17 protein-coding genes and 1 pseudogene are annotated in these 19295 nt (G+C 44.9%); 16 read left to right on the forward strand and 2 right to left on the reverse strand.

The genetic code is table 11. The annotated features are described in order from the left end of the window. The first annotated feature begins 11 nt into the window (after positions 1-11). The 4 genes from ABEW32_RS07735 to corA all read left to right on the forward strand — a co-directional run bounded on the left by ABEW32_RS07735 (position 12) and on the right by corA (position 4907). Entirely contained in the window at positions 12-1001 is a 990-nt protein-coding gene (locus ABEW32_RS07735; RefSeq protein ID WP_430186282.1) for an inorganic phosphate transporter, read from the forward strand. Positions 1002-1272: 271 nt separating this feature from the next. Beyond that, positions 1273-2691, forward strand: coding sequence for an amino acid ABC transporter substrate-binding protein/permease (locus tag ABEW32_RS07740; protein WP_430186994.1), 1419 nt, complete (start codon positions 1273-1275; stop codon positions 2689-2691). Further along, on the forward strand, positions 2684-3412 hold the full coding sequence (locus ABEW32_RS07745) for an amino acid ABC transporter ATP-binding protein (protein WP_430186284.1): 729 nt from the start codon (positions 2684-2686) through the stop codon (positions 3410-3412). Before ABEW32_RS07740 ends, ABEW32_RS07745 begins: the two co-directional genes overlap by 8 nt. A 535-nt stretch (positions 3413-3947) precedes the next feature. Further along, positions 3948-4907, forward strand: a complete 960-nt coding sequence (gene corA, locus ABEW32_RS07750) for a magnesium/cobalt transporter CorA (RefSeq protein ID WP_430186286.1) — start codon at positions 3948-3950, stop codon at positions 4905-4907. Between the two features lie 6 nt (positions 4908-4913). On the opposite strand, the gene ABEW32_RS07755 is transcribed toward corA, so the two are convergent. Further along, positions 4914-5429, reverse strand: coding sequence for a tyrosine protein kinase (locus ABEW32_RS07755; RefSeq protein WP_430186288.1), 516 nt, complete (start codon positions 5427-5429; stop codon positions 4914-4916). 229 nt (positions 5430-5658) lie between these two features. On the opposite strand from ABEW32_RS07755, the gene ABEW32_RS07760 reads away from it, so the two are divergent. The 9 genes and pseudogenes from ABEW32_RS07760 to ABEW32_RS07800 all read left to right on the forward strand — a co-directional run bounded on the left by ABEW32_RS07760 (position 5659) and on the right by ABEW32_RS07800 (position 14313). Continuing rightward, the gene (locus tag ABEW32_RS07760; RefSeq protein WP_007428885.1) at positions 5659-5949 is read left to right on the forward strand and encodes a YerC/YecD family TrpR-related protein; all 291 of its coding nucleotides are present in this window, start codon (positions 5659-5661) and stop codon (positions 5947-5949) included. Further along, complete coding sequence (locus ABEW32_RS07765) at positions 5949-6737, forward strand: sirohydrochlorin chelatase (RefSeq protein ID WP_430186290.1); 789 nt, start codon at positions 5949-5951, stop codon at positions 6735-6737. Before ABEW32_RS07760 ends, ABEW32_RS07765 begins: the two co-directional genes overlap by 1 nt. Positions 6738-6914: 177 nt before the next feature. After that, on the forward strand, positions 6915-7796 hold the full coding sequence (locus ABEW32_RS07770) for a diacylglycerol kinase (RefSeq protein WP_025677329.1): 882 nt from the start codon (positions 6915-6917) through the stop codon (positions 7794-7796). 225 nt (positions 7797-8021) lie between these two features. Next, on the forward strand, positions 8022-9779 hold the full coding sequence (gene rlmD, locus ABEW32_RS07775) for a 23S rRNA (uracil(1939)-C(5))-methyltransferase RlmD (RefSeq protein WP_430186293.1): 1758 nt from the start codon (positions 8022-8024) through the stop codon (positions 9777-9779). 19 nt (positions 9780-9798) lie between these two features. Then, a pseudogene (locus ABEW32_RS07780) lies at positions 9799-9912 on the forward strand (N-6 DNA methylase); the annotation flags it as partial. 382 nt (positions 9913-10294) lie between these two features. Next, positions 10295-11284, forward strand: coding sequence for a tRNA dihydrouridine synthase (locus ABEW32_RS07785; RefSeq protein ID WP_430186295.1), 990 nt, complete (start codon positions 10295-10297; stop codon positions 11282-11284). 53 nt (positions 11285-11337) lie between these two features. Then, positions 11338-11907 carry an SF0329 family protein gene (locus ABEW32_RS07790; RefSeq protein ID WP_430186297.1) on the forward strand — a complete coding sequence of 190 codons (570 nt, stop codon included), beginning with the start codon at positions 11338-11340 and terminating at the stop codon, positions 11905-11907. A gap of 319 nt (positions 11908-12226) precedes the next feature. Further along, a complete protein-coding gene (locus tag ABEW32_RS07795; protein WP_430186298.1) occupies positions 12227-12850 on the forward strand; it encodes a TetR/AcrR family transcriptional regulator in 624 nt (207 codons plus the stop codon). A 134-nt stretch (positions 12851-12984) separates the two neighbouring features. Then, positions 12985-14313 (forward strand): metal-dependent hydrolase family protein, encoded by a 1329-nt coding sequence (locus tag ABEW32_RS07800; RefSeq protein ID WP_430186300.1) that lies wholly within the window; start codon positions 12985-12987, stop codon positions 14311-14313. Here ABEW32_RS07800 and ABEW32_RS07805 read toward each other — a convergent pair. Next, a complete protein-coding gene (locus tag ABEW32_RS07805; protein WP_430186302.1) occupies positions 14310-15251 on the reverse strand; it encodes a helix-turn-helix domain-containing protein in 942 nt (313 codons plus the stop codon). The two genes, ABEW32_RS07800 and ABEW32_RS07805, sit on opposite strands and share 4 nt — an antisense overlap. A 229-nt stretch (positions 15252-15480) precedes the next feature. Between ABEW32_RS07805 and ABEW32_RS07810 the strand changes: the two genes are divergently transcribed. The 3 genes from ABEW32_RS07810 (at position 15481) to ABEW32_RS07820 (ending at position 19214) form a co-directional block, all read left to right on the forward strand. After that, positions 15481-16500 carry a glycoside hydrolase family 88/105 protein gene (locus tag ABEW32_RS07810; protein ID WP_430186304.1) on the forward strand — a complete coding sequence of 340 codons (1020 nt, stop codon included), beginning with the start codon at positions 15481-15483 and terminating at the stop codon, positions 16498-16500. Between the two features lie 12 nt (positions 16501-16512). Next, positions 16513-18687: a 1,3-beta-galactosyl-N-acetylhexosamine phosphorylase gene (gene gnpA, locus ABEW32_RS07815; RefSeq protein WP_430186306.1), complete on the forward strand. Its 2175-nt coding sequence runs from the start codon at positions 16513-16515 to the stop codon at positions 18685-18687. Between the two features lie 245 nt (positions 18688-18932). Further along, positions 18933-19214, forward strand: a complete 282-nt coding sequence (locus tag ABEW32_RS07820; RefSeq protein WP_430186307.1) for a hypothetical protein — start codon at positions 18933-18935, stop codon at positions 19212-19214. The last annotated feature ends 81 nt before the right edge of the window (positions 19215-19295 follow it).

A 19295-nucleotide genomic window follows, 5' to 3' on the forward strand; every position in this document is an offset into this window, starting at 1 on the left:
AGTCCTTTTACATGGATACAAGTTTACTGGTGTTAGGTATTGTTATTTTTCTTGCTCTGGCATTTGATTTTATCAATGGGTTTCATGATACGGCGAACGCAATTGCTACTTCGGTCTCGACCCGAGCATTGACGCCGCGACGTGCGATTATTATGGCTGCGATAATGAACTTTCTCGGAGCAATCTTGTTTACCGGGGTTGCCAAGACCATCGGTGGTAGTGTCGCTGATCCAACCAAACTTACGAACGGAACGGATATCGTCATTGCAACGTTGATTGCCGCCATTATCTGGAATCTATTGACTTGGTGGTTTGGTATTCCTTCATCCTCTTCTCATGCATTGATTGGTGCATTGGCTGGAGCGGTGTATGTCGGTGCAGGGCAGGATAAATTAAATTGGAGCGGCTTCATTGGGATTGTTGAGGGGCTTATTTTCTCCCCGTTGATTGCTTTTGTTGTCGGTTACATCGTAATGATGATTTTGAAATACATCTTTGCTTATCGCAGTCCGCATACGGTGAACAAAGGGTTCCGCACCATGCAGGTAATTACGGCCGCTATTCAGTCGTTTACACATGGTACGAATGATGCTCAGAAGGCGATGGGAATTATCACTTTCGCACTCGTCTCCGCAGGGTATCAAGACCATTTGGAAGTACCCATGTGGGTGAAAATTTCAGCTGCAACAGCTATGGCACTGGGTACGTCCATTGGTGGCTGGAAGATCATCAAAACGATGGGAACCAAGATTTTTAAAATTGATCCCATCAATGGATTCGCAGCCGACGTTTCGGGAGCTTCTGTTATTTTTACAGCTACCATGCTGCATTTACCAGTAAGCACCACTCACGCTATTACTTCGGCAATTTTGGGTGTAGGATCTGCGAAACGTTTTAGCGCGGTTCGCTGGTCATTAGCTGGTCGTATTGTAATAACCTGGGTAATTACAATTCCTATTTCTGCGGTGTTGTCAGGTTTGATATTCAAAATTCTTTTCTAGTTTTCATCATGAATCCCTGAAAAAGAACATACAATATAGGATATACAATAAGCTTCCGTCCGCTTTTTGCGGCAGGGGCTTATTGGCATTCTGGGGCAAAAATACATCTCCAAAGTTCACATATCCAGATAGTTCCATGAGATGTTTTTTAAAAAATACCTGACATCAAAGTAGTCAATTTTTAATAACTCCTGTAGAATAAACAGAAAACTTTGAACCGTTCAACTGACTGGAGGATCTTATGCAAAGACCAAGAAAACTAATAGCACTCATGATTTGTTTGTTTTCTGTGGTTGCCCTGGCCGGTAATTTCGGTGTAGTGGCCCACGCAGAAAATAAAACAAAATATGATATCGGCACGGATACAACGTTCGCGCCTTTTGAGTTTGAAGATGTAAATGGTAAATTTGTCGGAATCGACATGGACTTGCTGGCGGCTATTGCCAAGGATCAGAATTTTGAGTATACCATCAAGCCACTTGGCTTTAACGCGGCAGTGCAGGCCCTTGAAACGAATCAAGTGGATGGGGTTATTGCCGGAATGAGTATTACCGATGAGCGCAAGCAGAAATTTGATTTTTCCGAGCCCTATTTTGACTCAGGTGTAGTCATGGCGGTCCGCAAGGATAATGATACGATTAAGCGCTATGAGGACTTGAAAGGACAGCGTGTCGCTGTCAAAACAGGAACACAAGGCTACACGTTCGCGGAATCCATTAAGGGTAAATATGGTTTTACTCTGGTTCCATTCGACGATTCTTCTCAAATGTATGATGAAGTTAAGACGGGGAATTCGGTTGCCTGCTTTGATGACTACCCGGTATTGGCCTACGGTGTGACTCAGAACAATGGTCTTAAGCTCGTGACCGATAAGGAAAAAGGCGGTTCTTACGGTTTCGCTGTCAACCAAGGCAAAAATGCGGAGCTGCTGGAGAAATTCAATGCAGGGCTTGTGAATCTTCGCAACAGCGGGGAATATGACAAAATTATGTCCAAATACCTTGGTGAGTCTGGTAAAGGCGTGGCCCCTGTGGAACGCAGCCGCTGGGAGCTTATTTCTGCTTCACTGCCTGCGTTGATTAAAGGGATGGGAAATACGCTGTTGTACACCCTGGTATCCTTGCTCATAGCCTTTTTACTGGGACTGGTATTTGGTTTTATGAAAGTAAGTCATAACAAGGTGTTTCGTGGTATTGCAACGGTTTTCGTTGATGTCTTCCGTGGTATTCCACTGATCGTGCTTGCATTCTTTATTTACTTCGGTATTCCGCAGGCACTTGACTTTAAAATGCCGCTTTTTGTCGCGGCGGTGTTGACGCTATCCCTAAACGCTGGTGCTTATGTGACTGAAATTATTCGTGGGGGTATTCAATCCATCGATCCGGGACAAATGGAAGCTGCTCGTTCGCTTGGTTTGCCATACCGGACAGCCATGCTGAAGATCATTTTGCCACAAGCTGTGAAAATCATGATCCCGTCGTTTATCAATCAGTTGGTTATTACGTTGAAGGATACGTCCATTCTGTCGGTTATCGGTCTGGTTGAATTGACTCAATCGGGTAAGATCATTATCGCACGGACGTTCCAATCCTTTGATATTTGGCTGGTCGTTGCGGTGATGTATCTTATCGTCATTACAGTCCTGACCAAAATTTCCAACCGTCTTGAAGGGAGAGTTCGCCGTGGGTAAAATTATCGTTAAAAACCTGAAAAAAAGCTATGGCAGTAACCAGGTGCTAAAAGGCATTGACATGCAAGTACGGGAAGGCGAAGTTGTATGCGTCATTGGCCCTTCTGGTTCGGGAAAAAGCACCTTTTTGCGTTGTATGAACATGCTGGAGGAAATTACTGCTGGTGAGGTCATCGTTGATGACTACAAATTGGGTGACAAAAACGTGGACATTAACAAGGTCCGTGAAAATATAGGTATGGTGTTTCAGCATTTCAATCTGTTCCCACATATGACGGTGCTCAAGAACATTATGTTCGCACCGACTGAACTGGGCAAACAGACGAAGACACAGGCCCGGGAGACGGCTATGAAGCTGCTGGACCGTGTAGGTTTGGCTGATAAGGCAGACGTGTTGCCAGGGAAGCTTTCCGGCGGTCAGAAGCAGCGTGTGGCGATTGCACGTGCGCTGGCAATGAATCCGGACATTATGCTGTTCGACGAGCCAACCTCGGCGCTTGACCCTGAAATGGTAGGCGAAGTGCTCGGCGTGATGAAGGATCTGGCTCGCGAAGGTATGACGATGATGATCGTAACGCACGAGATGGGCTTTGCACGGGAAGTAAGCGACCGTGTCGTGTTTATGGATGGTGGCTATATCGTGGAAGAAGGAACGCCACAAGAGGTATTTGGTAATCCGAAAAACGAGCGGACTATAAGCTTCTTGGAGAAAGTATTGTAAGTGGGCAGGGTTTACTTTGAGCGTAGATAGAGATGTGTGTGACGCTCCGCGTTCCATTTGATCTTCCGATCGCTGTTGCCCCTGAATTTTTTTGGATTGTATGACACATGAAAAGGCTAGAATTCAGGAGCAAAGGCGAGCGCTTCGCTTCTCCAGATTCAAATGGACCACTACGCTACTGCCCGCTGAATCTGCTCCTTTGTCGCAAAAGCCTGCGCCACTTTTAAATAGGTGGGGATAGGCAGAGGGAATTGGCGCAGCGCTTTGCTTGCTGCGCCAAGGGGATATAGCGAGTAAGCATCATTCGATTTGAATGGTGGAACCCGGGCATCCCACAGCTGTATAAGAAATGAAAAAAGATTTAAGTGATAACGAATGAATTATTTTAAGGATATGTTAGGGGGGATTGAACCTGACATATCCTTTTCTTGTGTTGTATATAGGAATATAGAACTTGAGATTTGTATAATGTGGAATGGCTTATATAAAATATAAATAACGTATAAGACCGCAGTATAAGCGAGGGGGACGTACGGTGATACGTACATTGACTATAGGTCGCGATCATCAAGTGACGGTGGGACAACCGTTAGAGCAGATTGTCATGGAAGATTACATATGGATTTGGGCCGACTTTAACGAGCCTACAGATCGCGAGTCGGAGATGCTGACGAGTTATTTTCATTTTCACCCGCTGGCTGTGGAGGATTGTATGCATGTTCTGCAACGTCCCAAACTGGATTATTACGAGGATGTACAGTTTCTGGTGGTACATGCGCTTGATGCAGATACATTAGAGGCAGAAGAAGTAGATATGTTTATTAACAGCCGTTTTTTGGTTACATATCACCATCATGAACTAGAGGAGCTGGATCAAGCCTGGGAGCGGATTGTCGAGCATGCGAATGAACGAAAAATATGGTCTCGCGGCCCGCTGGCTGCAGCTTATACGGTGATGGACAAGCTGGTAGACAACTATTTTCCAAGCCTCTTCATCATTGAGGATGAATTAGCCGAGCTGGAAGGAGTAGGCGGACACGAATCGGTAGAGGAATTAATGAAGCAGGTGTTTGACCTGCGTGGCAGGTTGCTCAAGCTGCGCCGTACGATTGTACCGATGCGTGATCTAATGTACCGAGTTTTAAACTCGCAGCATGTACAGGGCCAAGGGGATCATATGGCTTATTTTACGGATATCTATGATCATTTATTGAAGCTGACGGACATGCTGGAGGCCGACCGCGAGATGACAGCCGACCTGAGAGATAGTTACATATCGCTTAATTCCAATCGCATGAATTCAATTATGAAGACGCTGACCGTAATTACGACCATATTTATGCCTTTGACACTGATTGCAGGAATCTATGGTATGAATTTTTCGAATATGCCCGAGTTGGGCTGGAGATATGGATATTTTGGCGTACTGTTCTTTATGTTCTTATTGAGTGTAGCGATGGTGGTGTGGTTTATTCGCCGAGGCTGGTTTAAATAATATAGTCTACTTTCTTGTGCGCTTGCGCGGACGTCTGCGCGGTGTAGTGGTGCTTTTGCGCTGCGTTTTTTTTCGGCGTCGGCGTGGTGGCGTATATTCATCCAGTTCCTGAGCAACTTCTGTTGGAGAATTTTTGCTTGCGTTTTTGTTGAATGCTGGGAGCGAGCCCATAATCAGTTTAGCCATTGGAGCAAATTGCTGCACGCTAGACATGATCTTTTGTACCTTGCCAACGGTAGCAACAATCCCGTCAATACCGCCCATACGATCGATAAAGCCTTTAATATCGTTGAGATTACCAAGATTACCAAGGCCTCCAAGCAGTCCTCCTTTGGCTGGGGCGGGATCTGGCGTGACCACGGCAGAATCGGTTACATTCGCTGGTGCCTCATAAGGTACCACGGCTGAGGAATCGACTTGTGGAACCTCGCTGTAGGGATCGAGTCCAGGATAAGGAGTTGAACTATACGGATCGGAAATGGAGCGCGTTTGCGCCCTCCGATGATAGTAATGTCCAGGCATGAGATCACATTCCTTTGCAGATTGATACTCTACTGTATGTTACAAACGCACAGTGGGTTTAGGCACGTGTCCTTAAATTAGGTATAAAAGCGGATTTGGGCATTCGTACGGTATGCTTCTGTAGTCGTATAATGTTGTTCTGTAATGCGTGAAACCGTTAATGCTTGAAAAACTGACTATTTCTCAGGTACAATGGTGAGAGATTGTAACCTTTGGGAGATGATAATCTATGCAGCTTAAAAAGCTTAATGATAAAAGTATCGATCAATTGTTCGAAGCTATTTTAACTCTTAAAAATTTGGAAGAGTGCTATGTATTCTTTGATGATCTGTGCACGATTAATGAAATCCAATCCCTCTCCCAGCGTCTGGAGGTTGCCCGTATGCTTGGCAAAGGCAGCACATATAATCAGATTGAAGCTGAGACAGGGGCCAGTACAGCCACCATTTCACGTGTTAAACGTTGTCTGAACTATGGGAATGACGGATATAAAATGACTCTGGAACGTTTGGGTCGCTAATGCGGAGCCCTGGTATACTGGTTATCAGCCATGGCTCTAAAGAGCCATACTGGGTGGAACAGGTGGATCAGGCAGTTGCAAAGCTTCAATTGCCGGAACCAATGCCAGTAGAGGTTTCATTTTTGGAAACGGTTAAAGGAAGATTGATCCAAAATGGCATTGATCGTCTGGAAGCCTTGGGAGTAACAGATTTACTGGTTATTCCTTTATTTGTGTCCTCAGGCAGTACGCATGTAGATGAGATTAGCTATGCGCTGGGAGTCAAAGCTGCGCCTGACAAAGAAACAGATTTGGAGCCGTTTCGATTGAAGGCACGTGTGTATTTTGGCAACCCATTGGATGAGGGCGAGGATGTTGCCCGCATGGTGTGGGACAAGGTTCGCACGTTGTCGGTCGATCCTGCGAGAGAGGTTATTTTACTCGTAGGACACGGGAGCGCGCACCATGGCTTTCTTCAGCGCTGGGAGCGGGGGATTTTCTCGTTGGCCCGTACGGTGCAGAACGTGAGTGGCATCATCACGGATTACGCTTTGCTAAATCCCGAGCATGTGTATGACAAGGCAGCGTATTGGAATCAGGAGCGGGGTCATGATGTTATTGTGGCACCGCTGTTTTTGAGTTCGGGGTATTTCACAAGTCATATGATTCCCAAACGCTTACAGGGACTGGATTACCGTTATTCAGGAGATCCTTTGTTGCCGCACCCTTTGCTTACAAGCTGGATGGATAGACAAATTCGTGAACTGTTCCAGAATATGCAGGAGCAAGCAAGGACCGATAATAAATAAGATGATCTGAATTCGGCGACAGTATTTGTAACCTGAAATTTCCTTATTTGGATAGTGAATGGCTTCTTTTATTGTAAAAGAGGTCTTTTTCCAGTATGATGATATTTTGTACAGACTGAATGTGATGAACTGTGATGTGAACATAAATATCATTAAATATACGGGTGGCGTAACGGAATGAAAAGAGCTAGATTAATCTATAATCCGACCTCTGGGCGTGAGGAAATGAAGCGTCGCCTTGCGGATGTCTTGCAGCGCCTCGATGAAGGTGGTATTGAGGCCTCTTGCCATGCAACTACAGGGGAAGGGGACGCAACGCGTGCCGCAACAGAGGCCGTTGAGCGTGGCTATGATATGATTATTGCCGCTGGTGGCGATGGTACATTGTATGAGGTCATTAACGGGATGGCTGAAAGGGAAAATCGCCCACCGCTGGGTGTGTTTCCTCTGGGAACGACAAATGATTTTGCCAGAGCACTGGGCATTCCCAGGCATTGGGAGGATTATTGTGACCTCGTTATTCGTCAAAATCCGAAGCCGCTGGATATCGGAAAAGCCAATGACCGCTACTTTATCAACATCGCAGGCGGCGGAACTTTAACCGAGCTTACGTACGAAGTTCCAAGCAAGCTCAAAACGATGATTGGCCAATTGGCCTACTATTTCAAAGGTATGGAGAAGATGGTCAGCCTTGCACCACAGGAGCTAATCATCAAGGCATCGGGTCAGGAAGTAATCCACGACGAATTTATGCTTTTCCTGATCGCAAATACGAATTCAGTCGGCGGGTTTGAAAAGCTTGCTCCCGGGGCGACAATAGATGATGGACTGCTCGATGTCATCGCTGTGCGCAAATGCAATCTGGCAGAAATGATTCGCTTGGTTACACTGGCGCTACGCGGGGAGCACTTGCAGGACAAAAAAATCGTTTATTTCAGAACCGATTACATGGAAGTGACCTCACCTGGCTATGTCCAGCTTAATCTGGATGGCGAATTAGGAGGCACTCTGCCAGCGACCTTCCGAAATCTTCCGCATCATTTGAATGTGTTTCGATAAGGAAGAGGATCGGAAATGATTTTATTTCCGGTTGGTTGAGTAGCTCGATATACAGAACGCAGAGTAGGTAGTTGTTTTTTGTAGGGAACATATCGGTCCTTGCCGTTCTCCGTGGGGAGTAACGGCATTTTCGAGTTGATGTTTAAACATCGTCTAGATGACGATTTGAATGATACGGCTAAATGAAGATAAGCATGTAAAGAAGAACAGAAAGAAGTGACAACCATGACGAATAACCGTAGCGGACGTGGAAAAAGCCGCCGGAATACAGCAACAGCAACTCCAGTTCAAGGAAAGCAGCACCACAAGACCATACAGGCGAAAAAAGAGAGAGAACTGGAACAGTCACGAGTTGGAGCAGGGAATAGAATGCTTCGGACTGGAAACGAAAATAAAAATGGAAATATTGATAATTCGGATCGAAAAAAGCGGGGGGATGAACGGAAATCTCGTCATTTTTCCAAAGGTGAACGGAGTAACGATAGACGGAATCAGGAAGCTTCCAATCGTAAACGGTCTAGTGCAGAGCGTAGCGATCTGCCTGTGCAAAAGAACGATGAGGTCGTAATAGACATCATCGGCATGAACCACGATGGCGAGGGTGTGGGGCGTGTCGAGGGGTTTACGCTGTTCGTTCCAGGTGCGTTACCGGGTGAAAAGGTACAGGTCAAGGTGCTAAAAACGAAAAAACAGTATGGCTATGCCAAATTGCTGGATATTACGCACGCTAGCCCGGACCGGATTGCAGCTCCGTGCGCCATCTACGATCAATGTGGCGGTTGTCAGATCCAGCATATGAGCTATGAAGCGCAGCTCAGCTGGAAGCGACAGCATGTAGTGGATGTGCTGGAACGTATCGGAAAGCTGAGTGTGGCTACGGAGTCCAGTGAGCATACTGCAGAGGTTTTGGCTGACTCTGCGGATGGAAGTGCAGATCACGTGTCGCGTGTACAAGGTGTAGTCGTGCATCCTACGCTGGGTATGAGTGAGCCTTGGCGGTACCGAAACAAAGCCCAGGTGCCGATTGGTGTCACCGAAGGCGGGCTTGTCGGCGGCTTTTACGCACGTGGCAGCCATCGCATCGTGGATATGAATACCTGTCTCATTCAGGACGAGCGTAATGACGAAGTTGTCGCACGTGTCAAAGAGATTGGCCGAATGCTGGGCATCAGTGCATATAATGAAGAAACCGGACGTGGGCTATTGCGCCATGTCGTTGTAAAGACCGCTTTCCGCACAGGTGAAATGATGTTGGTGCTCGTCACGAATGGGCGAGATATTCCACACGCGGATGCGTGGATTGGTAGTATTCGTGAGCACATCCCACACGTGGCAAGTATATGTCAGAACGTGAACACGAAGCGAACGAACGTTATTTTTGGCGACGAGACTCGTGTACTGTGGGGACGTGACGTGATCTACGACTACATTGGAAACGTACAGTTTGCGATTTCCGCGCGATCCTTTTATCAGGTGAATCCCGTACAAACGGAAGTGCTGTATGGCAAAACCGTCGAATATGCTGGACTCACAGGCAAAGAAACGGTAATTGATGCCTATTGTGGCATTGGCACGATTTCTTTGTTCCTCGCTCAGCATGCGGACCAGGTGTATGGGGTGGAGATCGTCAAAGAAGCCATCGACGATGCACGAAGTAATGCGCTATTGAACGAAATGCGCAATGTGAAGTTCGAGGTAGGCGCCTCCGAGGATGTCATTCCTGCGTGGAAAGAGCAAGGCATCACCGCCGACGTTATCGTCGTCGATCCTCCTCGCAAGGGCTGCGATCCACGCCTGCTCGACACCATTCTGGAGATGAAGCCAGCGCGCGTGGTGTATGTATCCTGTAATCCAAGCACACTGGCGCGGGATTTAAGGATACTGGAGGATGGCGGGTATAGTACAGTGGAAGTACAGCCTGTAGATATGTTTCCGCATACGGTGCATGTGGAGAGTGTTGCGCTGTTGGTCAGAAAAGACTAATTGTTGAGGTGCATTGGCGTTTGAAAAAGGTGAAAATCAAAACAAACTTACTGATAAAAACATCAATAAGATTATCGAAACGTACCAAAATCGTGTAGATGTTGATACATATGCTCATGTGGCATCAGCTGAAAATTTTGGGTATTCATGTGTAGAAATTGACGAAAAGGGTCAAGGATGTTATTCCTCGGCTCTTTTTTTAAGCCATTCGCTTGGGAACAGCATAGGCTGGGGGAGGTTATGCCGTGCAGTATTTCTATGAACTGCGGCGCAGTACGTTATAGAAGATGGCAAGGAGGGGCGGCGCTCTTCCTTTTTTTGTGAGTCTTTTGGGGAGTATGCTCCTCTATTGAGTATGATATACTCATTTAGATGTCTATGCTTAACATATACTGCCGTTTGAACTACGTTGCTTAAACATGTGATATGTGAAGAAGAAGCAAGGATATGAGCAGGTGAGCTTTACCATTTTAGGACCAAAGATTTGTCCTGGTATTTATAGAGGAGTTTTTGATATGACGAATAATTTTTGGCGTGATTTGCCACGACCTTTTTTTATACTGGCACCGATGGAAGATGTGACGGATGTTGTGTTTCGCCATGTCGTAAGTGAAGCAGCCAGACCGGATGTGTTTTTTACGGAGTTTGCGAATACAGAGAGTTATTGTCACCCGGAGGGGAATAAAAGTGTACGCGGGCGTTTGACTTTTACAGAGGATGAACAGCCCATAGTGGCCCATATCTGGGGAGATAAGCCGGAATATTTCCGTGAAATGAGCATCGGTATGGCGAAAGAAGGCTTCAAAGGCATCGATATTAATATGGGTTGTCCTGTAGCGAATGTAGCCGAGAATGGGAAGGGAAGCGGTCTGATCTGCCGTCCCGAAATCGCAGCGGATATTATCCAAGCCGCCAAAGCCGGAGGATTGCCCGTGAGTGTAAAAACAAGGCTCGGTTTCACTGCCGTAGACGAATGGCGCGACTGGTTAACCCATATTTTGAAACAAGACATTGTGAATTTGTCCATTCATCTGCGGACAAGAGAGGAAATGAGCAAAGTAGAGGCCCACTGGGAACTGATTCCGGAGATTAAGAAACTTCGTGATGAGGTGGCACCAGATACACTGCTGACCATTAACGGGGATATCCCTGACCGTCAGACCGGCCTGAAGCTCGCTGAGCAATATGGAGTGGATGGCATTATGATTGGGCGTGGTATTTTCCAGAATCCATTTGCGTTTGAGAAGGAGCCGAAGGATCACAGCAGTGAGGAATTGCTTGAACTGCTGCGGCTTCATCTAGATCTCCATGATCATTATTCAGCGCAGGAGCCACGTTCGTTCAGTCCTCTCGCCCGCTTCTTCAAAATATATGTCCGTGGATTCCGGGGGGCAAGTGAACTCAGAAACAGCTTGATGAACGCCAAATCAACAAGTGAAGTGCGTACATTGCTTGATGAGTTTGGAAGCAAGGATCATGATGAGGTAGAGGAACGTAGAAATTAAATTGCCAAGTTGGGGATGGACTGTTAATAGGCATTGAAAACATAGGAGGATATATGTCCTGGAGTAAATTGAAGCAACAACTGGAGAGCTTCCGCTGTCCTGCGTTAGACGGAAGGGTCGAATACCGAGCTACCAGTTACCGTTATTTACCTGATAAATCTGGAATTTGTTATATTGCCGTAGACAAAAAGAACATACTCAATATGAGTGATGTAACTAACCCAATCAGATGGTATCAGACGGAGCAGGAAATCAAGAATGATCCCAATATCCAAGTTCCTATCAGCAATGAAGAAATTGAAACGGTCAGAAAAGACACTCATGGGAACGTTCCGGAGGATCGTCTACAAGTAATTGCAAGAGGTAGAAAAATATCAGAGCATGCAAAGGAGCTTTTGGCAGCACAGGCTTCATTAAGCAAGTCTAATTTTAATGTTGTAGCTAATAACTTTTTAACTACTTCTATAGAGGATAGCTTAGAGAGTAATGATATCTTATTGAATATTCTAGCTTTAGTGGACAGACGAGTTGGGAAAAAGCGAATTTTAAACATGTCTGAGAAGATGAAGTTAAAGCATCCGATTGTGCAGTATTTTTATGAGTTACGGCGTAGTACGTTATGAAAATAAATAACTTTTATTGATGGAGGCCCATCGTGTCAGGGTTGTTCTCACTGAAGATATGAATATAGGATTTGAAAGAAATCGGGGAAAAGTGGAGTGGAGAACGGGGCAAACCGGCTTCTATCATGTCTTTTCCCTGTTTTTATATTGCTATATTCTAGAAATCCCTGCTTGGTAGCATAAGTCTATCTATATAGGTGTAGCCATGCAATTGGAATTATTGTCTATCGTAACTATCAAAGTTTTTATTGTCTTGCTCGGGTTTGACAAACCCAAACCACTGAACTACACTAAAAATGAATGATTTATTCATTATTGAATGAAGGTGCTCATCATACAGGCCAAAAAAGATGAAGTAAAAAAAGAAATTGAGTCAGCCGCTTTAAAGGTGTTTTTTCGTAAAGGCTTTATAGATGCCAAAATGAGCGATATTGCGGATGAGATCCAAATTTCTGTCGGAAATATTTATACTTATTTTAAGAATAAAAAAGAGTTATTTTATACGGTTGTTCCGCCGTCTTTAGTGGATTATTTGAAGAATGTGTTAGTGGAAAGCATTCATATCGATAACCAGACCTTTTTTGGAGAAATCCATAACGAAAAAAAATCGGCCATTGTTCACGAACAAATCAACCTATTAACTCAATATAGCATGCAGATTGTCATTATTTTTGAAGAAAGCAAAGGGACGATCTACAGTAATGCCAAAAAAGAACTAATCGATCTGATGATTGAAACCAAGAAGCCCTATTTGAAAAATACTTATAAAAGATATGAAATCGAAACTGACGAAAATATGATTTTGCTCAGTATCATTGCCAATAGTGTTATTAATATGATTTTGGATTTATTGAAGAGGGATATGAGCGCTGATCGCCGGAAACGGATTTTTGAGACGCTTAACCTGTACAGGCTGCATGGACTAAAAGGCTTGAATGAATAATGTCGACACATAGGGAAATATTTGCGGGACGGTCTATCATTTTTTTAGCATTAAGACAGTCCCTATTTCTTTATTTCAAAAATGAATAGGTAATTCATTATTGAACACCATGAGCGCAACAGGAGGGAGACACGATGGGAACAGGTTATGCACTTAAGAACTGCAATGTGATTTATGGGGACGCGAAAAAAGACGTTGAAAAAATGATGACGATTTTAATTCACGAAGATGGGCTGATTCAGGAGATCGGGAAATCAAGTGATTTGGCTATCCCTAGCCATTATCAAACGATCGATTTATCAGGGAAATATGTGATGCCTGGTCTCATCAACGCGCACGTCCATCTCTTTGCAGATGGAAAGCCATTTACGCTGTCTGTAAGCGAAGGGCTGCTAAATTTTGCATTCCATCATATTTTGGATACGAGACTGGGCCGAAGTGTGTTAAAAAAACGGGTGAGGAAAAATGCTCTAACGGCACTACATTCCGGTGTAACCACGATGCGCAGCGTCGGTGAATTTTTTTACACTGATGCACAGCTTCGAAATGAAATCAATGCAAACCAGTTTGTGGGTCCCAACCTTTTGGTGTCCGGGTATTTCCTAAGCGTAACGGGCGGTCATGGGGCACCTTATTTGGCCTTGACTGGCGATTCGCCATGGGAAGCGAGAAAAAATGTAAGAATTAATGTGAAAAACGGAGTAGACCTAATCAAAATATGCGTGACCGGTGGGGTTACCGATGCGACCATGATCGGCGAAGCGGGCCGCTTGCAAATGACGGAGGAAGAGATTGCTGCCGTCTGCGAGGAAGCCCATAAGATAGGTATGCGCGTAGCAGCCCATGTGGAAAGTACCGAAGGCGTAAGAATCGCGCTAAAGGGCGGGGTGGATACCATCGAACATGGTGCGGAGATGGATGAGGAGATTATAAGTCTGTACAAAAACAATCCTCGGGCATTAAAGGGCTATACCGCCTTGATTCCTACTTTGCAGGCTGGGTATCCCGTTGCGAAACTGGACACAAGCCTGACGAAGGTGAATGAAATGGTTAAGGAAAATTCGCGGCTTGTGTACGACTCCATGCTGAAGGGGCTGCGTCAGGCTGTAGAACACGAGATCAAAATTGGGATTGGAACGGATGCCGCAATGTCTTACGTCACTCACTATGATATTTGGCGGGAACTGGACCACTATATGAGACAAACGAAACTGAATGCAGGTCAGGTCATCGAACGGGTCACCCAATCTAATGCGGAAATTTTAGGCATCGATCATCTTACGGGGAGCATTGATATCGGAAAGCAGGCAGATTTAATTGTGCTGGAGCACAACCCTTTGGATGATATAAAAGCTTTGTCGAATGTAGCTATGGTTATGGTGAGAGGTAATCTTATACCAACACCATCAGTGACCCGAATTCAGGAAGTGGACGAGCTGCTGGATTCAGTTTGGCAAAATTAAACCCATCCCGTAAACTCCAGTATTGACGCTTTGGCCGATTGTGCTTCGGATTGAGCCCCTTTACGCCATTCTTTGGGGGGCTCTCCCATAAGCCTGGAGAAGCATCGGTTGAAGCTGGAAATGGAACGATAGCCGACTTGCTCGGAGATCGAAAGAATGGAGTCTTCTGTGCTTTTTAACTGCTTGCAGGCCTCTTCGATTCGGGTGCTGTTTAGAAAATCAAGGGGCGACGTCCCCATAATTTCATGAAATTTTCTGCGGAAATGAGTTGTACTTAAATGACACAGGTCAGCCAAAAAATCAATGGTAACGGGTGTCATATAATTTTTCGTGATGTACTCCAAAGCCGGAGAAATGGCAAAATTGTTTTTCCGGCTATGCACTGTGTCTGCATCTGCCAATGATTCATTTCTGGAATGAATTCTGAGAAATTCTATATAAAGGGAGAGCAATAAGCCGTAGGCGCTTTCCTGACAGTAAGGATTCTGTTGTTGTAATTCCTCTACGATCGAAGTCGCAAGTGTATACACCTTGGGATGCTGCTCCTTGTTTAAGATACAGTTCGTTCCCTTCATCACCCACAAGTTTGGCTCGAAATTTATGTAAGCGCTTTTAAGAGAATGCTGAAAAAGATCCTCTGGCGAAAAAAAGATATAAGACCAAAGGCTGGCTGTATTTGGCGAACTGTACGTGGTGTGAGGAAGATACCTGGGAATGAAAGTTACATCCCCGGCTTTGAAGGGGACAGTTTCTCCTTTGATCTCCATGAAGCCGCCATCCGAATAGCAAATACCAATCTCCAAATGGTTATGAAAATGGAGGTGCTCACTTTTAATATCAGAAATCTTCCAGCGTTCACCGCTTAATAGCAAGACAGGAAAGTTGATGGGCAAACTGTAGTGTCGGTATTCTATAACAGGCTTCTTTTTTCTGGGCATATTCGATACTCCCACAACTTGGATTTAAGTGGATTATAGATCAACCTTACATCAGGTTTAGCCAGCAGATATACATATAAACGGTTGGAATTGCGCAGTTTTGTTGCGATTGTGCTTAGATTGAGACTATTTTACTGCGTACAATGGAATAAGTAAAGCGTTTCCAAAACAGTGACGAACCGCTCTCAAGCGCTTTTGGGGGCGTGTGCACTAGGAGAGGGGAATAATAATGCTTCAATTAACTTATGACAAGGAAGAGATATTAAGAGTTATCGATAAAGTCGTCAGAAAAACCATGGCGATGGATTTAACATGGGATTGGCCCTGCGGTGTGGCTTATTATGGTGTTTCCAGAGCCTATACGAAAACAGGGAATAAAGATTATTTGAATATGCTTGTCCAGTGGGCAGATGAATACATCGAGCTGGGTTTGCCGCACTGGACGGTTAACACATGTGCCATGGGCCATATGCTGATCACATTGTATGAAGAGACAGGGGACCCAAAATATTGGGATATTGTGATGAGTAAGGTGGATTACATCCAAAATAATGCTCTCCGGTTCGGAGACCGTGTTCTGCAGCATACGGTATCCACTGCTAATGATTTTCCAGAACAAGCATGGGCAGATACGTTGTTTATGGCGGCATTTTTCCTGCTGCGTGTAGGAACCAAATTAAAGGATGAGCAAATGATTCAGGATGCCTTAAATCAATATTATTGGCATATCAAATACCTGCAAGACCCTAGTAGCGGTCTCTGGTACCATGGCTACAACAATGTCAAACAGGATCATATGTCCGGATTTTTCTGGGGAAGAGCGAATGCTTGGGGAGCATATACCATGTCGCAAGTCAAAATTCATTTGAAAGACTGGTATTTGTATCCGCCGTGTATGGACGTGGAGTGTTCCCTTCGGGATCAACTGGCGGCACTTAAGGGTGTTCAAACAGAGAACGGCTTGTGGCGAACGGTGCTGGATGACGAGGAATCGTACGAAGAAGTATCTGCATCTTGCGGTATCGCAGCAGCCATGATTAATAACGGCAATCCGCTGCATACCAAATACGTGCAAAAGGCATTGGAGGGCATCTTAAACCATATTAGCGAAGACGGACGGGTACTGGGTGTATCGGGCGGCACAGCGGTTATGAAAGATCGGGAAGGGTATCGCAATATTCCAAAAGACTGGATTCAGGGCTGGGGACAAGGCTTGGCGTTGGCTTTTCTATCCGATATGTTGAATTAGGAGGGATTGAAGTTGTCTAAACAAGCAACGGGAGCCTTTACACTACCGGGGGAATCTGGTTATGAGGCGTTAACCCTGAAATTAGCTGAACGGTGGGGTGCTGATGTCATCCGTGACAGTGACGGCACGCAGTTGTCCGATGAGATCATAAACGCTGGGTACGGCATTTATTCAACAATCTGTATCATCAGAGAGCATAACGAGTGGGCTTCTCGCAATCTGGATAAGCTGCAGCAATGTTTTTTAATGACGAATCCGAAGGTAGCTGTACAAGACTATGTATCCATCTATCTGATGGAGGATTTTTTTGCAGAACAATTCAAAGTGAATGATTCCAAAGAGGCACTTAACTACTGGCAGGTTTTTGACAGAACGACCGGGGAAGAGGTTCCACGAGAACAGTGGAATTATGAAAGAGAATCCGGAAATGTGGTCATTACAGGAATTGCCCCTTGGCATAAATACACGGTAAGCTTCATGGTCTATCGAATCTGGGAAGAGATTTCCATGTACAATCACACCACGAATCATTGGGACAAAGAGCATTTAATGCAGATTGATCCCATGTACACAGAAACGCAAAAGTATCTGCTGGATTGGATGGAGGATTGGTGTCTCCAGCATAAGGAAACCACGGTTGTTCGGTTCACCTCCTTATTTTATAATTTCGCCTGGATCTGGGGCAGTAATGAGCGCAATCGCCATCTGTTCTCTGATTGGGGGTCATACGATTTTACGGTAAGCTCAAGAGCACTGGATTTGTTTGCGAAGAGATATGGGTATTCGATGACTGCCGAGGATTTTGTGAATGGCGGGAAATATCGTGTCACACATATCCCGGCTGAGCAGCGCAAGCTGGACTGGATGGCATTTATCAATGATTTTGTAATTGAATTTGGCAAGCAATTAATTGATATTGTGCATAAGCACGGCAAGCGGGCCTATGTGTTTTATGATGATAGTTGGGTTGGCATGGAGCCTTATAATGACCGTTTTCAAGAGTATGGGTTTGACGGGTTGATCAAATGTGTGTTCTCAGGTTATGAGGCGAGGCTGTGCTCAGGTGTAAAAGTGAATACGCATGAGATTCGGCTGCATCCATACTTATTTCCGGTTGGCTTAGGCGGGCTTCCTACCTTTATGGAGGGGGGCGACCCCACGCTGGATGCCAAAAAGTATTGGATTAATATCCGGCGCGCCCTGTTAAGAGAGCCTATTGACCGAATTGGACTGGGCGGGTATTTGCATCTTGTAGAGCCTTACCCGGATTTTTGCGATTACATCGAAAAGATTGCCAATGAGTTCAGAGAAATCAAAGAACTGCACCATGAAGGCAAACCCTATCATATGAAGACGAAGGTAGCTATTCTGCATAGCTGGGGAAAATTGAGATCGTGGACCTTGTCTGGTCATTTCCACGAAACGTATATGCATGATCTGATTCATATCAATGAGGCTTTATCCGGATTGCCGATTGAAGTGCAGTTCATTGATTTTGAAGATATCCGTCAGGGAATACTACAGAATTGTGACGTAGTGATTAATGCCGGCTCTGCCGGATCAGCATGGAGTGGCGGACAGTATTGGAATGACAACAAGTGTGTGGACTTACTGACCCAATGGGTTTATGAAGGTGGTGCTTTTATTGGCATTAACCAGCCTTCGGCGGTTGAAGGTCATGACAGCTTTTTCAGAATGGCACACGTTCTCGGTCTGGATGAGGATACAGGCTCCAGAGTAGCTCATGGAAGATGGACATATGAGGTTGGGGATGAGCATAGTTTGGTGCCAGAAGGGGCAAGTATAACGCCAAAGAATAATATTTATCTTACTGATGGGTCCGCAACGGTAGTAAGCGAAACGAGTGGTATGATAACACTATCCACTCATGCCTTCGGTAAAGGCAAGGGGATTTACCTTCCTTCTTTCGAATTCAGCTGGGAAAACACCAGATTACTGCTGAATATAATCCGCTTTGCGGGTGATGAGCTCAATGAAACAAAGTACATTACGGATAACTTATATACAGAATGTGCTTATTATCCAGAAAGTAAAATGTTGGTTGTTATTAACAATAGCGATCAACTACAAAGAACGACGATTGAAACGGACTATGGCAAACAAACCATGGAGTTAGAGCCGTACGACACCATGATCACCCATATCGGCTTAACCAAATCGGTATAGAAATAATGGTAAGTAGTGTTATCAAGCCCTCCTTTATTTTAAGGAAGGGCTTTTTTTATTTCAGCATCTTCAGAAAATTCAGCCAATTGACCAAGGATTTTGCCCATTCAAAAGTATCTAATCCTTCATTAACTATAAGTAAAACAATGAAGGAGATGATTTCTTTGCGAAAGGCAACTTTAGTGAAAATTAGAAAAGCGGAAGCAAAATTGGGGAAAAAACTGAAAAAAAGAAGCCATGTGGTTATGAATATTAGAAAAGCCATTCGTGTAACTCAACTTGGAGACGGGTTTGCACGCTTCACTTTCGCTCCGGTCACTATTCCTCCAAATAGCTTTAGAAGCACTACGATTAACGGTAACGACTACAATCTGATTAGCGGTTCATGGATTTTCTCTGGAAATGACCAAGGATTTCTGCTCGATAACTATTCAGCAGCTGAAGACAGATGGTTCTTTACTGCATGGAATCCAACTGGAACTACAAGAACGGTATCCTACGCTGTTATTGCCAAACGGAAGCCATAATTCCAGTGTCATCGTTAGCAAGGAAAAGGAGCTTGAGGCTTCTTTTCTATGCTAAAATGTAGAGAACATTTTGAACAAACT

The sequence above is a fragment of the Paenibacillus jamilae genome (assembly GCF_050482105.1).
GTDB lineage: Bacteria > Bacillota > Bacilli > Paenibacillales > Paenibacillaceae > Paenibacillus > Paenibacillus jamilae_B.

Excerpts from the sequence above, each read along its gene's own strand:
- ABEW32_RS07735 (WP_430186282.1), top strand. The coding sequence starts at position 12 with ATGGATACAAGTTTACTGGTGTTAGGTATTGTTATTTTTCTTGCTCTG.
- ABEW32_RS07740 (WP_430186994.1), top strand. The coding sequence starts at position 1,273 with ATGATTTGTTTGTTTTCTGTGGTTGCCCTGGCCGGTAATTTCGGTGTA.
- ABEW32_RS07755 (WP_430186288.1), bottom strand. The coding sequence starts at position 5,429 with ATGCCTGGACATTACTATCATCGGAGGGCGCAAACGCGCTCCATTTCC.
- ABEW32_RS07760 (WP_007428885.1), top strand. The coding sequence starts at position 5,659 with ATGCAGCTTAAAAAGCTTAATGATAAAAGTATCGATCAATTGTTCGAA.
- ABEW32_RS07765 (WP_430186290.1), top strand. The coding sequence starts at position 5,949 with ATGCGGAGCCCTGGTATACTGGTTATCAGCCATGGCTCTAAAGAGCCA.
- ABEW32_RS07770 (WP_025677329.1), top strand. The coding sequence starts at position 6,915 with ATGAAAAGAGCTAGATTAATCTATAATCCGACCTCTGGGCGTGAGGAA.
- rlmD (WP_430186293.1), top strand. The coding sequence starts at position 8,022 with ATGACGAATAACCGTAGCGGACGTGGAAAAAGCCGCCGGAATACAGCA.
- ABEW32_RS07785 (WP_430186295.1), top strand. The coding sequence starts at position 10,295 with ATGACGAATAATTTTTGGCGTGATTTGCCACGACCTTTTTTTATACTG.
- ABEW32_RS07790 (WP_430186297.1), top strand. The coding sequence starts at position 11,338 with ATGTCCTGGAGTAAATTGAAGCAACAACTGGAGAGCTTCCGCTGTCCT.
- ABEW32_RS07795 (WP_430186298.1), top strand. The coding sequence starts at position 12,227 with ATGAAGGTGCTCATCATACAGGCCAAAAAAGATGAAGTAAAAAAAGAA.
- ABEW32_RS07800 (WP_430186300.1), top strand. The coding sequence starts at position 12,985 with ATGGGAACAGGTTATGCACTTAAGAACTGCAATGTGATTTATGGGGAC.
- ABEW32_RS07805 (WP_430186302.1), bottom strand. The coding sequence starts at position 15,251 with ATGCCCAGAAAAAAGAAGCCTGTTATAGAATACCGACACTACAGTTTG.
- ABEW32_RS07810 (WP_430186304.1), top strand. The coding sequence starts at position 15,481 with ATGCTTCAATTAACTTATGACAAGGAAGAGATATTAAGAGTTATCGAT.
- ABEW32_RS07820 (WP_430186307.1), top strand. The coding sequence starts at position 18,933 with ATGAATATTAGAAAAGCCATTCGTGTAACTCAACTTGGAGACGGGTTT.